At 44.6% G+C, this 13,235-nt stretch carries 12 protein-coding genes; 7 read left to right on the top strand and 5 right to left on the bottom strand.

What is annotated here, in order from left to right:
• Positions 1-146 precede the first annotated feature (146 nt).
• Positions 147-1,775, top strand: a complete 1,629-nt coding sequence (locus KIV41_RS20125; RefSeq protein ID WP_045391040.1) for a methyl-accepting chemotaxis protein — start codon at positions 147-149, stop codon at positions 1,773-1,775.
• A gap of 240 nt (positions 1,776-2,015) precedes the next feature.
• Positions 2,016-3,644, top strand: coding sequence for a methyl-accepting chemotaxis protein (locus KIV41_RS20130; RefSeq protein WP_138941680.1), 1,629 nt, complete (start codon positions 2,016-2,018; stop codon positions 3,642-3,644).
• A gap of 47 nt (positions 3,645-3,691) precedes the next feature.
• On the opposite strand, the gene KIV41_RS20135 is transcribed toward KIV41_RS20130, so the two are convergent.
• The gene (locus tag KIV41_RS20135) at positions 3,692-4,435 is read right to left on the bottom strand and encodes a flagellar brake protein (RefSeq protein ID WP_010451002.1); all 744 of its coding nucleotides are present in this window, start codon (positions 4,433-4,435) and stop codon (positions 3,692-3,694) included.
• A gap of 127 nt (positions 4,436-4,562) precedes the next feature.
• On the opposite strand from KIV41_RS20135, the gene KIV41_RS20140 reads away from it, so the two are divergent.
• Both KIV41_RS20140 and KIV41_RS20145 read left to right on the top strand, forming a co-directional pair.
• Positions 4,563-4,838, top strand: a complete 276-nt coding sequence (locus tag KIV41_RS20140; protein WP_038887457.1) for a GNAT family N-acetyltransferase — start codon at positions 4,563-4,565, stop codon at positions 4,836-4,838.
• Complete coding sequence (locus tag KIV41_RS20145; RefSeq protein ID WP_285337575.1) at positions 4,838-5,821, top strand: phosphotransferase; 984 nt, start codon at positions 4,838-4,840, stop codon at positions 5,819-5,821. The genes KIV41_RS20140 and KIV41_RS20145 overlap by 1 nt, the downstream gene beginning before the upstream one ends.
• Positions 5,822-5,880: 59 nt before the next feature.
• Here the strand turns inward: KIV41_RS20145 and KIV41_RS20150 are convergent, their stop codons facing one another.
• Positions 5,881-6,381 (bottom strand): GNAT family N-acetyltransferase, encoded by a 501-nt coding sequence (locus KIV41_RS20150; protein ID WP_071234176.1) that lies wholly within the window; start codon positions 6,379-6,381, stop codon positions 5,881-5,883.
• Positions 6,382-6,786: 405 nt separating this feature from the next.
• Between KIV41_RS20150 and napG the strand changes: the two genes are divergently transcribed.
• The 3 genes from napG (at position 6,787) to KIV41_RS20165 (ending at position 9,758) form a co-directional block, all read left to right on the top strand.
• Positions 6,787-7,557, top strand: a complete 771-nt coding sequence (gene napG, locus KIV41_RS20155) for a ferredoxin-type protein NapG (protein WP_010451011.1) — start codon at positions 6,787-6,789, stop codon at positions 7,555-7,557.
• Positions 7,557-8,411, top strand: coding sequence for a quinol dehydrogenase ferredoxin subunit NapH (gene napH, locus KIV41_RS20160; protein ID WP_143693737.1), 855 nt, complete (start codon positions 7,557-7,559; stop codon positions 8,409-8,411). The genes napG and napH overlap by 1 nt, the downstream gene beginning before the upstream one ends.
• Positions 8,412-8,576: 165 nt before the next feature.
• Positions 8,577-9,758, top strand: a complete 1,182-nt coding sequence (locus tag KIV41_RS20165) for an MFS transporter (RefSeq protein ID WP_285337558.1) — start codon at positions 8,577-8,579, stop codon at positions 9,756-9,758.
• Positions 9,759-9,862: 104 nt separating this feature from the next.
• Here the strand turns inward: KIV41_RS20165 and KIV41_RS20170 are convergent, their stop codons facing one another.
• From KIV41_RS20170 to KIV41_RS20180, 3 genes are read right to left on the bottom strand one after another with little or no spacing between them, the layout of a single operon-like run.
• Positions 9,863-10,702 carry an energy-coupling factor transporter transmembrane protein EcfT gene (locus KIV41_RS20170; protein WP_285337559.1) on the bottom strand — a complete coding sequence of 280 codons (840 nt, stop codon included), beginning with the start codon at positions 10,700-10,702 and terminating at the stop codon, positions 9,863-9,865.
• A complete protein-coding gene (locus KIV41_RS20175) occupies positions 10,699-12,480 on the bottom strand; it encodes an ABC transporter ATP-binding protein (protein WP_285337560.1) in 1,782 nt (593 codons plus the stop codon). The genes KIV41_RS20170 and KIV41_RS20175 overlap by 4 nt, the downstream gene beginning before the upstream one ends.
• Before the next feature lie 6 nt (positions 12,481-12,486).
• The gene (locus KIV41_RS20180) at positions 12,487-13,035 is read right to left on the bottom strand and encodes an ECF-type riboflavin transporter substrate-binding protein (protein ID WP_005432209.1); all 549 of its coding nucleotides are present in this window, start codon (positions 13,033-13,035) and stop codon (positions 12,487-12,489) included.
• Positions 13,036-13,235 lie beyond the last annotated feature (200 nt).

Below are 13,235 nucleotides of genomic sequence, written 5' to 3' on the forward strand. Positions count from 1 at the left end.
TCGGGATATTGTCGCTAACTTTATGAAATTATGTGCCTTTTACCTAGACAAAATTGTGATCTACCTCTAATATTGGCGCGTTGTTTATTCATGTGGGAATAATCCCACAGGCATGGAAGCAAAGACTAATCTATCCGAGGCTAATCATGCAGTTTTCATTGAAAAATCTGTCAGTACGAACGCAGGTACTTGTCCCTGTACTCTTTACCGCATTCGCATTGTTTATTGCACTGTGGATCACAAAAAATAACCTTCAAGCTGAGCAAGAAGTTGTCGCTTCAAACTCAGATTCTCTTGTCTTTTATAAAGATACTCTTGCTCATATTGATGACCAAGTTTACCCATTGCGCATCAGTGCCGTTTACGCGATCTATGACGTATCTCGTCGAGATGGCTTCTTAAATGAGTTAAAAGCAGGCATGAAAGAGATTGAGTCTGATCTAGACAAGATCGAAGCCCGTGAGACGTTCCGTAAAGAAGCCGTTCAGGTTCGTAAAGGGATTGAAGCTTACGTTGATTACTCAACTCGTGCTGTAGAGTTCTTTAATCGCCATGATCGCGGCCAAGTATCGGATAGCGAATACCGTAACTTTATCTCTCAATACCGCCGCGTAGGTAACGAGATGGTATCAACCATCAATGCGTTATCTCAACGCGTTAACGAAATTGCTACTGAAGCGACAGCAAGTAGCAACCGTGAGAACATTCGCGTTCAAAACAATGCGATGATCACTGTTCTATCAGTATTTGTATTCTCGCTTGTCGGTGCCTGGTTCTTGTCAGGAATGATCGTTACACCAATTCAAAAACTGCAAGAAGTGATGCGTAAGCTGGCAGGCGGTGACCTTTCAGTGCGTGCAGATGTTGACGGTGATAACGAGATTTCTCAGTTGAGCAAAGACGTAAACCAGACAGCTTCTCAACTGCACGATACGGTTGACCACTTGACTCGCATTAGTGAAGAGGTTGCGTCTGCTTCAACAGAACTAGCGGCAGTTATGACTCAAGCTGAAGCGAATGCTCAACAAGAACTAGCAGAAATCGAGCAGGTTGCTTCAGCTGTTAACGAGTTGGCAAGCACAGCAAACAACGTAAGCGATAATGCGACTTCAGCAGACGCGACAGCACGTGAAGCGGATGGCCTAGCACAATCTGGCTTAGCAATCTTCCAAGAAAGCGCGCAAGCAAGTGAGCAAATGTCGCAAGCACTAAACGACGCTGCACAAGTTGTAATGCGCCTGAAAGACCAGTCAGTGCAAATCAACGATGTGATAGAAGTGATTCGTGGCGTTTCTGAGCAAACGAACCTGCTAGCACTAAACGCGGCGATTGAAGCAGCACGTGCTGGCGAATCAGGTCGCGGCTTTGCTGTTGTTGCGGATGAAGTGCGTATGCTTGCAGCTCGTACTCAGGATTCAACTCAAGAAATTTCATCGATTATCGAAGAGCTTCAAGCACAGTCGGGTCTGGCGAATGACAGCATGCAAGTTAGTCTAGAAATGCTGGCTCGAAACAATGAGCTGACGCAACAAGCGAATGATGCACTTGTCGGTATTACTGAGTCGGTAGCAAACATTAATGACTCAAACACTCAAGTAGCGACAGCGGCTGAAGAACAGTCTCAAGTAACACAAGACATTAACCGTAATGTGGTGAATATGTCGGAGCTAGTAAACCAAAACGTTGCTGGTATTAGCCAGAGCGCGAGTGCAAGTACAGAGCTCTCTCACTTAGCTGAGAAGCAGAAAGAGCAACTAAGTTTCTTCAAACTGTAATAGCGATTGTTGATAGCAATAATAAAAATCCCCGAGCATTGGCTTGGGGATTTTTTTTGAACCTAGGAAAATATACTCCAGCACCTCAATGTTATTTGGGCATAGCCATTTTCTTTCTTCTTGCTAGTGAGAGAATTTTGTTGTCGTGACGATAGTGGGATTTTGATAGTCGCTTGACGTACATTTCTATACGATGCCTGCCCTTTTTATAAAACAATATGCATTAATATTGAGGCGAAAATGCAGGCTTTATTAAAAAACTTGTCAGTTAGAATGCAAGTATTGCTGCCAGTTTTGGCAACCGCATTGGCAGTAATGGTTGCGCTAGGTATTGCTCGTAATGATTTACAAGCTGAATTAGAGAAGAGTACTCAAAATAGCGAGTCCGTGATTCATTACAAAGATCTTTTGGCAACGATAGATAATCAGGTTTACCCCCTCCGAATTAGTGGCATCTATGCCATGTATATCCCAGAACGTAGATCGGCATTTGTATCTGAGCTCAAATCTATATCTAAAGACATCCATCAAGAGCTGAATCAAATTGCATCCAATCCAGCGTACCGCCAGCAAGCGATGGTAATGAAGGACAAAGTGGACGCTTACATTAAGCATGCACACGACGTGATCGATACGGTGTCGCGCTTTGAACAAGGGTTGTTATCCAATGCTGAGCGAGAAGCTGTAATCACTAATTATCGTCGAGCAGGCAATGACATGGTGGCAGTAATGAATGCCCTCTCAAAACGAGTCAATGAAGTTGCTGCTGCAAGTATGAAGCAGACAGAAGCCGAGAGCCAACGCGTACAGAGTAATGCGACAATGATTGTGTTGTCAGTATTCGCATTCTCGCTGTTATGCGCTTGGGCTTTGTCAGGAAAAATTGTCACACCGATCGTCAGCTTACAACGAGTTATGCGTGAGTTAGCTCAAGGGAATCTGAATGCTCGAGCAGAGTCTGATGGTAAAAATGAGTTGGCAATGTTGAGTAAAGATGTCAACCAAACTGCGGAACAATTGCGTAGCACTGTTGACCAGCTTATGCGGATTAGTGAAGAAGTTGCATCGGCCTCTACTGAGCTGGCAGCGGTGATGACTCAAGCAGAAGCCAATGCGCAGCAAGAATTAATCGAGATAGAGCAAGTCGCGTCGGCTGTTAATGAATTGGCTAGCACAGCAGATAATGTTAGTAGCAATGCAACATCCGCTGATTCAACAGCTCGTGAAGCTGATGGGTTAGCAAAGTCAGGCCTTGCTGTGTTTAAAGAAAGTGCGCAAGCCAGTGAGCACATGTCACAAGCGCTAACAGATGCAGCCCAAGTTGTGCAGCGTCTACAATCGCAATCTGAGCAAATCAGCAATGTGGTTGAGGTAATCCGAGGCGTTTCTGAGCAGACCAACCTACTAGCATTAAATGCGGCGATTGAAGCTGCACGCGCAGGGGAATCTGGACGTGGATTTGCTGTTGTGGCGGATGAAGTGCGTATGCTTGCTGCGCGCACTCAGAAATCAACGGAAGAGATTCAATCTATCATTGAAGAGCTTCAAGCGCAGTCTGGTTTGGCGAATGAAAGTATGCAAGTGAGTCTAGACATGCTTTCAAAAAACAATGAGCTTGCTCAACAAGCAAATCATGCACTTGTCGGTATTACGGAATCAGTAGCAGATATTAATGACTCGAATACTCAAGTCGCAACGGCTGCTGAGCAACAGTCACAAGTCACTCAAGACATTAACCGAAACGTGGTGAACATGTCTGAGCTGGTCAACCAAAATGTGGCAGGAATCAGCCAAAGTGCGGCCGCGAGTAGTGAGCTTTCCCTTTTGGCAGAGAAGCAAAAAGAGCAATTGAGTTTCTTTAAAATATAAAAAAATAAGGCGCTATTGGCGCCTTATTTTTTATTGGTAGTTTGACACTATTTGAGCATAAGTTTTGTGCCGTTAAACTTCAGTTGCCCCAGCAGATTTTTGGCGTTGGCTTTACCAAAGTCGTCAAATTGAACGCCATAACGAGCATAATGAGTAGATTTTTGTAAATTACACACTTTTCCTTTCAAAGGCGCGAGCATCGGACCTCGCTCACCCAGAACGATATTAAGAGAAACCATTTCACCAACTTGTATTTGCCTGCTCATAGGCGAGGTTATAAAACGGCAACCGCTCTTGGAAAGGTCTCGTATTTCACAATCAGTTTTATAGTCATTAAGATGCACTTTGGCTTGCAGGTTTACTTCATAACGGACTTCTTTGCGAAGTTGATACACCTGCATCGTGTTTGGCAAGGTCAATACTAATACTGGAAATGGCTCTTCAAGACGGTGCTTTATTTGGGCTCTAAAAGGAATAATCGCACCTTCGCCTCGATGCGATAGTGCTTTCACGTTAACCCAGAAACCTTCTTGAAAATAGAACTTAAGGTCGTCATCAGAGATATTGGGGATTTCTATCAATGCACTATTGTTGGAATGACAACCAATAAAAAGGCTAGTAGTAATAAACTTAGTTCCTACTGGTGTGGTGACGTTTAATGTCACTTCACTACCATGTTCTACCATCCCCATAGCATCGGTACTATTTAATGTACTTGCCTGTCGCTGTTGTACAGACTTTTCATGAAGGGCTGATCGATTGTCCCTTCCACTAGCCGTCGTATTTCTCATTATTATATTCGTCCCTAGGTGTAACGCGCTTCGGCAAGTTTTGCTACAAAGCCGAAACGTAGCAATAATTCTATGCAGTGATATAGTTTGAATCAATAAAACGTTTGCCAAAAATAGGGGGTAAAAGATGCATAAAGTGACACATGACACTGAAAATTCCATCTTTTGGGTTGATTTGGTGAAAGACCATAAAGCGAAAGTGGTTTATGAGCTTAAGGCTAAAGAGATGCATATTACGTCTACCTTGGTACCTGAAGTACTGCGAGGACAAGGTTATGGCAACGTAATGATGGAAGCGATATTGCCGAAAATAGAAGAATTAGGTTATCGCGTTGTGCCTGTTTGTCCTTATGTGATTAAATACATGGCAACGCATCCTCAATGGGCACACTTACTGGCTTAATGGAGTTAGTGATCAATCCTCTCTATCAAAACATCGGTAACGAATTAGAGCTAGGCCAGCTTGAACATGTCACTGTGATCCAATCGCTATGGGGTGGCTACGGTGAGTTAGTTAAACTGACTTTTCCTCAGCAAACTGTCGTAGTCAAACATGTCCAGCTTCCTAAACCATCAGAGCATCCTCGAGGTTGGAACACCGATCGGTCACATCAACGTAAGTTGCATTCTTACCAAGTTGAAGTCAGTTGGTATCAAGATTTTAGCCAAGCAGTAGATGAGCGCTGTCGGATCCCTCGAGGGCTTAAATGTTTTCAAAACGAAGCTGAGTGGTTGATTGTAATGGAGGACCTCTCTCAAGTGGGTTTTCCAAACGTAGTTAAGAAAGCAAGCAAAATCCAGATGCAAGCCTGCTTAGAATGGCTGGCGAACTTTCACGCTCGCTATGTTGGTCGCCGTCATGATACGTTATGGCAAACGGGTACGTATTGGCATTTGGATACACGACCAGATGAACTCGCAGTACTGCAAGATGATAGGCTTAAGCGATATGCTGAGTTAATTGATCGCATTTTGCGTCAAGCTCAGTTTCAAACCTTGGTACATGGTGATGCAAAACTGGCAAACTTTTGTTTTAACGATGACGGTTCGGCGGTCGCTGCGGTAGATTTTCAGTACGTGGGTCATGGCTGTGCAATGAAAGACGTTGCTTTGTTTATGAGTAGCGCAGTAGAGCCGAGCGAGTGTGCGGAGATGGAATCTTGGGTACTGGATACCTATTTTGCCGCACTAACGAATGCGCTGAATCACTATCAACCACAACTCGATGGTGAAGCCGTTGAGCAAGAATGGCGCCCGTTGTTTGCTGTTGCATGGGCGGATTTTCAGCGCTTTGTGAAAGGTTGGAGTCCTGGCCACTGGAAAATAAACCCTTATACCGAATCGTTAACGAAGCGAGCGTTAGACTATTTAGACTTGAAGCAATAAAAGACTCCCGCTGGATTTCAATAGCGAATAAGCGGGAGGTTTGTTCTTGTGGATAGCGGTTAGTTTTTCGGTTTTCTGATGCGGGCCATACTGTAGGTGTTAATAAACTCACCGTCTCGGAAAGAGGCATCGATAAGCTCACCTTCAATCTCAAAGCCGTGTTTCTTATACAAGCCTATTGCAGCCTCGTTATCTGAATTCACTTCAAGATGTATACGCCTTACATTCAACCAGTTATCGGCGAGTTCTGTCACCGTGCTGATCAGCGCACTTCCAACGCCTAAGCCGTGGAAGTTGTCATGTACACCAATGCCAAATGAAGCAGTGTGAGATGTTCTCGGGCGCTGTGAATGATGAAACCCAATATTACCCACTACCTTGCCATCGATTTCTGCGACATAGCTATACACGCCAGCAGGTATGTTTGATAATCGATCGACCCACATTGCGAGAGATGGCTTAGGGAGTTGCAGGGTTTCACGTTGTGCTTTTGGTTGCGAATAAATTTCGACTAGCGCAGCGGCGTCTTCAACAGTGGTTGGACGGACGATAATTTCCATGCTTCTCTCCTTAGGTTTATTGGAATTAACTTCAATCTAACCAGAGAAAGTTACTTTGAACAGCATTTTTTTGCCTTTACTCTTCAAATGGCTTTTAAATTAGTATGTTATGAATCTCTAACTTTCACTTTTTATAGTGAATTATCATTGAAAATACGAATGAGAGTGATTTTTCGTTGAATTTTTGTACTAAAGAACTTCACCTTTATGGAGAATAATGGTGAATTTTGATTTTTAGAAATAAGGCCATTTTTATTAAAGTGTGAAGTTGGTATCTGCAACGAGTTGATTTTAATCAAGACAGGTTGGAGTTACCCCTTATGAGGTATGGGGAGTACGCCTTTTTAGCGCTATTTATGCTTAACTTATTTAAGAGCAATTAGAGCGTGTTTGAGGAAAACTATAATGAAATCCTCTCAGTCAAAAGTCTCGCAAGGTCGACGTCGATTCTTGCGTGACACTGCCCGAACTGCGGCTGGTGTGGGTGCAGCAGCGTGTGTTCTTGGATTGCAGTCATTGCAGAGCCAAGCCCGCGAAACCAAAGGTGTACCCATTCGTCCGCCAGGCGCGTTACCAGAAGGTGACTTCGAGTCAGCCTGTATTCGATGTGGCTTGTGTGTCCAGGCATGTCCTTACGACACCTTAAAACTTGCCAGTTTGCTTTCCCCAGTTGCTACAGGTTCACCTTACTTTACCGCTCGCGATATCCCATGCGAAATGTGCGAAGACATTCCTTGTGTCGTGGCGTGTCCTAGTGGCGCGTTGGATCATGATTTGACCGACATCGACGATGCGCGAATGGGAACGGCTGTTCTCATCGACCATGAGACGTGCCTTAACTGGCAAGGTTTGCGTTGTGATGTCTGTTACCGTGTTTGTCCGTTAATCGATGAAGCGATTACATTAGAAAACATTAGAAATGACCGTACGGGTTATCACGCGAAACTGATCCCGACAGTAAACTCCGAAGTGTGTACTGGCTGTGGTAAGTGCGAGCAAGCTTGTGTATTGGATGTCGCTGCCATCAAAGTGGTGCCGACTGATTTAGCAAAAGGTAAAGTCGGTAGCCATTACAACTTTGGCTGGCAAGAAATCGATAAGCCGTTAGAGAACGTGTTGCCAGAAGAGACCCCTGTTCCAAGTGGAGCGCTTGAGTCGCTTAAAGGAGGTCAATGATGGCCAAGAACTTAGCGCAAGATGCAGGCAAAGAAGCTATCGAGAAATTGGGCTGGTGGCGAGCGCATCGCTTCCTGATTCTGCGTCGTTTATGCCAGCTGATGATCATTGTGTTGTTTATGGCCGGGCCGACATGGGGCATTCTTCAAGGGAATTTGTCTTCCAGTATGTTGCTTAATACGGTGCCGCTGAGTGATCCTTTGATTGTCCTTCAATCGCTGGCCACAGGACATGTTCCTGAGTTTAACGCTTTGCTAGGTGTTGCGATTGTGTTGGTGTTTTACGCAATTCTTGCTCCTCGAGCCTTCTGTGCTTGGGTGTGTCCATTGAATATGGTGACTGATTTAGCGGCTTGGTTAAGGAGAAAACTCAACCTTAAAGCGAGCTACCGTTGGTCGCCAAATATCCGTTATTGGTTGATCCCTGCCTTGATGCTAGGTAGTGCGATTTCTGGATCGGTCCTGTGGACATGGTTAGATCCTGTTGCTGCTCTTCACCGTGGTTTAGTATTTGGAATGGGGGCGGGCTGGGTACTGATATTGCTCGTATTTGTATTGGACTTATTGTTGGTAGAGCATGGCTGGTGCGGTCACCTGTGCCCATTAGGTGCAACCTATGGTGTCATTGGCAGCAAGAGTTTATTGCGTGTCACCGCTGTTCGACGAGAAGACTGCACTAAATGTATGGACTGTTATTACGTTTGCCCTGAGCCAGACATTTTGCGTCAACCACTCAAAGAGGGGGATCGACGTGTAATGGACCAAACTTGTATAAGTTGCGGTCGTTGCATAGATGTTTGCCCTGAAAAAGTATTTGAATTCCACAACCGATTGAATGTGAAAAATATCGATTAAGGCATTGGTTTTTCTAGATAGCACTCAGCTTCTTCTGCTTTGCTGATTAAAGAAGTACGCTACAAAACTGTTGCGTACTTTTGCTCTTTAGCAGAGGTAATAATGATATTGCGAATTTGTTACATTTGGCAGTATGATGGCGACTTCATATTCTAAGGACTCGCCATGAACACGCCAACGAAAAACTGGAGAACGCCGCAAAACTTTCTTCTACTGATATCCATTATTGTTCCGATTGCTTTCTCTACTTGGATGGCGTTGCTCAATAACTTTGTTATTGAAAAAGCCAACTTTGATGGCGCAGATATCGGGCTGCTGCAAAGTGTTCGTGAGATTCCTGGGTTTCTGGCGTTTACAGTAGTGTTTGTATTGTTATTTATTAGAGAGCAGCGATTTATGTTGGTCTCACTTGCAATGCTGACACTGGGTACGGCAATCACAGGTTATTTCCCATCTTTGTTTGGACTTCTTTTTACTACCTTGTTGATGTCGACTGGCTTCCACTATTTCGAAACGTTAAAGCAATCTTTGTCTTTGCAATGGCTTTCTAAAGAAGAAGCGCCAGAGATGTTGGGTAAGTTTATCTCGGTTGGGGCGTTGGCATCTTTAATTACCTATGGTGCGATTTGGGTACTGCTAGAACAGCTGAAGTTGGATTTTAAGACGGTCTATTTATTGGCAGGCGGTACGGGCTTTATCCTGATTATGGTGATGGCGTTTGCGTTCCCTGAATTCAAAACGGAAGTACCACAAAACAAAAAGTTGGTGCTGCGTAAGCGCTATTGGCTTTACTATGCATTGACCTTTATGAGCGGTGCTCGCCGTCAAATCTTCACGGTCTTCGCCGGTTTCTTGATGGTGGAGAAGTTTGGCTATTCGGCTGCGGACATCACACTGCTTTTCTTAATCAACTACTTGTTCAACTTCCTATTTGCTAAACGTATTGGTCGTTTTATCGGAGCCGTTGGTGAGCGCAAAGCATTGATGTTTGAATATGTGGGACTGATTTTTGTCTTCGTCGGCTACGGTTTAGTGCAAACTGCTGAGTGGGCGGCAGCATTGTACGTGATTGACCATTTGTTCTTTGCGCTGGCACTCGCAATCAAAACTTACTTCCAGAAGATTGCCGATCCGGCAGATATGGCATCAACGGCTGGTGTGGCGTTTACCATCAACCACATTGCTGCGGTCGTGATTCCGGTAACCTTTGGTGTGATTTGGTTGGTTTCGCCTTCAAGCGTGTTTTACATTGGTGCCGCTATGGCCGCAGTGAGCTTGTTACTGTCCTTAAATATCCCAGCTAAACCGGGAGAGGGTAACGAAACACGTGTGTTGAGATGGAACTAAGTTAGTGCTTACTAATCAATGACTTAACGCGAAAGCTGGTTATAAAAATGGGATGCAGAGGCATCCCATTTTTGTATTCGGTTTTTAACGTGAGACTGGTTCGTTTAGAACGGATACCAAAACAGTTGAGTGTCTATAACGCGTTTGCTAATCGCTGCGGCAACAATCACGACGATGCCAGCCATACATACCATATCGGCTTTGGTCAGCGGCTTTAGGCTGTACCAAGTACGAGAAGAATGACGACCAAAACCACGCAATGTCATCGCGTTAGAGATTTGGTCTGCGCGATCTAGGCTAGAGAAAATCAAAGGGCCTAAGATCTTAGAAACGTTCTTCATACGGGTAAACAACGGCGCTTTCTTACTCAGTTCAACACCACGAGCTTGTTGAGCGTGCATGATGTTCACGAAGTCTTTCTTCACTTCTGGCAAGTAACGCAAGGTCAAACTGACGGCATAAGCGACTTTGTAAGGCACACCCATGCGGTTCAAACTTGCTGCAAACTCAGTAGGATGCGTAGTAAATACAAACACCAAGGCAATTGGGAACATGCTGAAATATTTCAGTGTCACGGTGACCAGATAAAACAAGGTCTCTTGGGTGAGTGAGTAATTACCCGGTAAAGATAACAATACCGTTGTTGACCCCATGTATTCACTGCCTTGCTGCGGCGCTAATGCAAACATAAACAGCGCATTAATCAACAAAACACTGCCTGTACCGATCAGTAAAGGCTTGTACACATGGAAAGGTACCTTGGTCATTTTTAACAAACCAAGACCTACAACGATCAGTAGAGCAATGATGCGCAAATCAAAGGTCGTAAGTACCACCGTTACCCACGCAATGAACATCAAAAATTTGGTAATGCCATTGAGTTTGTGCAGTGGCGATTGGGTATCGATGTAGTTGATACCAAACTTCATCTTGTTGTCTTTCATGCCACTACTTTCTCAATGTTTTTAGCATCATTATTTTGTGAATCTTGAGCTTCTGAAGTTTGTACATCGGCGTTGTTTTCACGCTCTCGACGCGCTTTTTCAACGTCAATAAAGTGCTGCATAAAGTCGTTCGTGTTCTTAATGCCTAACTCAGTAGCCAGTTCATACAAGCTAGTTGTCGCCAAGTTCGCTTGGTCCAACAGTGCTGGGGAACTAAACACTTCGGTCATTGGTGCGTCGGCAATCAACTTGCTATCAGCAATCACGATGGAACGAGTGGTGTACTCCAAGACCAAGTGCATGTCATGAGAGATGATCATCACCGTAATGCCAAGTTCACGATTAAGCTTCTCGATAAAGCTCAGCATTGATGTGTAGTTACGATAATCTTGACCAGCAGTAGGCTCGTCCAGAATCAAAAGCTCAGGCTCTAGGGCAAGAATCGATGCAATCGTCACACGTTTCTTCTGACCGTAGCTTAATGCCTCAATTGGCCAATGACGGTACTTGCTCAAACCACACAGCTCAAGGACTTCCAATACCTTCGCTTCGACTTGTTTCTCTTCAACACCACGGTTACGCAGGCCGAAAGCCACCTCGTCGAAAATCATGTGATGCGAAATCATATGATTTGGGTTTTGCATTACCACGCCAACCTTTTGGCTGCGCTCGAAAATGGTTAGCTCGTTTAAGTCTTGGCCGTTCAAGATCATCGAACCTTGGTCTGGTTCAATCACGCCCATCACAAGCTTAGTGATGGTGGATTTACCAGAGCCGTTTTTACCCAAAACCGAAACGAATTCGCCGCGTTTTACATCGAAGCTAACGTCTTCAAGTGCATTTTTCTCACCATCGTATGAATAGGTAAGATTACGAACAGCCAGAAGAGTCTCGGCTTGCTTTTCAACGTTGGTTGCTTTTGAGGCTTCAAACCATGCGCTGACGGAGGATTGGTATTGCGCCAATGGCAATGTGCTTAAGCTCGCTGGTTTTGCATCGCCTTCAATCGCGCAGCCTGCTTCTTTCAAAGCAGAAAGGTAAAGAGGCTCACGGATACCGTATTCCTCGAGAAGCGGGGACGCTAAGATCTCATCTGGTGTGGTATCTGCGATGATTTCACCACTTTCCATCAGAATGATACGGTCAACAGAGCGATGCAGTACGTCCTCAAGACGGTGCTCGATAATGATGATGGTTTTGCCAGTTTCACGGTGCAGCTCATCGATAATCTCGATGGTCTTTTTGCCTGTCTTTGGGTCAAGGGCTGCAAGTGGTTCGTCAAACAACAAGATGTCGACGTCATCGACTAAAATACCCGCCAAAGAAACTCGCTGTTTCTGACCGCCTGATAAATCGTGAGGGGAGCGATCTAACATCTGTTCTAAATCGACCATTTTGGCCGTTGCTTTGACCAATGGGTACATGTCGATGTTAGACATCAATTGGTTTTCCAGCGCGAATGCGATGTCTTCACCAATGCTCAGCCCAACAAATTGGCTGTCCGTATCTTGCAATACGGTACCAACTTGTTCGGTGAATTGGTGCATGTCAAAAGGGGCAGTATCTTGACCATTGATGGTCAGCTGGCCACTGGTTTCCCCTTTGATAGCGTGTGGGATCAGTCCGTTAAGACATTGGCCAAGGGTAGATTTACCACTACCACTTGGACCGATAATGACGATTTTCTCTCCTTTCTCTATCCTTAGATTGATATTTTTTAGCGTCGGTTTGTCCAGCGACTCATATCTAAAAGAGAAGTTAGAAAATTCGATTGTCATTCGACATTAAGCCTCTGTTAAGTTGCGGCTTTGCTTGTTACGTTTTGCGACAGACTTAAGAATGAAGAAGCCAACAATAGCAATAAGAATGGTGTTACCCAGTGCGATGATCGACAGCTGTGTAAATACCTTAGTGAACGGTTCTGCATACAAGATGGTGTCTAGGAAGGCTGAGCAGCCGTAACCAAATACGTTACCCAATAGAGCAAGCACCACGAACAACGCGAAATCTTTCATATTGAAGTCACCTTTCTCTAAGCGGTTGCGTGTTAGAGAAGGGAAAAGACCGATAATTAAACCGACAATACCTGAACCAAGTACCCAAGTTAGCCATACGCCCCAGCCTGCAAATAGGTCAGTAACCCAGTGGCCAATGAAGCCAACCAAGAAGCCTACAAGAGGGCCGAATAACACTGAGAACAATGCCAATACCGCCATTGCTGGTTTCAGCGTCGTGTTTGCAAACACAGGAATGCCAAACATTGGCAAACCGCCGATGCCGTATAGCGCAGCACCGATTGCAATAACCACTACGGTTTTAGCAGAAAGATTCATAGATAACCTCAGTTCAATTGTCGATTTTAAAGAACGTTCACTTGCTTTGTTTTATAGCGCTGATTGTGTAACAAAGTTAGGAAACAACCAAGCTGCTTATTGTTTGCTCTGTTTTTCTTCAAGAAATGTGTGATTGGATTCACGCATCCCATTGACTGGCTTAGTTTTTCAGCAAGCATCAAAAATAAGGCGCGCATTAT

This window comes from Vibrio sp. D401a, from assembly GCF_030248515.1.
GTDB classification, from domain to species: Bacteria; Pseudomonadota; Gammaproteobacteria; order Enterobacterales; family Vibrionaceae; genus Vibrio; species Vibrio rotiferianus.

What these genes read in the sequence shown, in the direction of transcription:
- KIV41_RS20125 (WP_045391040.1), top strand. Translation starts at nt 147, where the DNA reads ATGCAGTTTTCATTGAAAAATCTGTCAGTACGAACGCAGGTACTTGTC.
- KIV41_RS20130 (WP_138941680.1), top strand. Translation starts at nt 2,016, where the DNA reads ATGCAGGCTTTATTAAAAAACTTGTCAGTTAGAATGCAAGTATTGCTG.
- KIV41_RS20135 (WP_010451002.1), bottom strand. Translation starts at nt 4,435, where the DNA reads ATGAGAAATACGACGGCTAGTGGAAGGGACAATCGATCAGCCCTTCAT.
- KIV41_RS20140 (WP_038887457.1), top strand. Translation starts at nt 4,563, where the DNA reads ATGCATAAAGTGACACATGACACTGAAAATTCCATCTTTTGGGTTGAT.
- KIV41_RS20145 (WP_285337575.1), top strand. Translation starts at nt 4,838, where the DNA reads ATGGAGTTAGTGATCAATCCTCTCTATCAAAACATCGGTAACGAATTA.
- KIV41_RS20150 (WP_071234176.1), bottom strand. Translation starts at nt 6,381, where the DNA reads ATGGAAATTATCGTCCGTCCAACCACTGTTGAAGACGCCGCTGCGCTA.
- napG (WP_010451011.1), top strand. Translation starts at nt 6,787, where the DNA reads ATGAAATCCTCTCAGTCAAAAGTCTCGCAAGGTCGACGTCGATTCTTG.
- napH (WP_143693737.1), top strand. Translation starts at nt 7,557, where the DNA reads ATGGCCAAGAACTTAGCGCAAGATGCAGGCAAAGAAGCTATCGAGAAA.
- KIV41_RS20165 (WP_285337558.1), top strand. Translation starts at nt 8,577, where the DNA reads ATGAACACGCCAACGAAAAACTGGAGAACGCCGCAAAACTTTCTTCTA.
- KIV41_RS20170 (WP_285337559.1), bottom strand. Translation starts at nt 10,702, where the DNA reads ATGAAAGACAACAAGATGAAGTTTGGTATCAACTACATCGATACCCAA.
- KIV41_RS20175 (WP_285337560.1), bottom strand. Translation starts at nt 12,480, where the DNA reads ATGACAATCGAATTTTCTAACTTCTCTTTTAGATATGAGTCGCTGGAC.
- KIV41_RS20180 (WP_005432209.1), bottom strand. Translation starts at nt 13,035, where the DNA reads ATGAATCTTTCTGCTAAAACCGTAGTGGTTATTGCAATCGGTGCTGCG.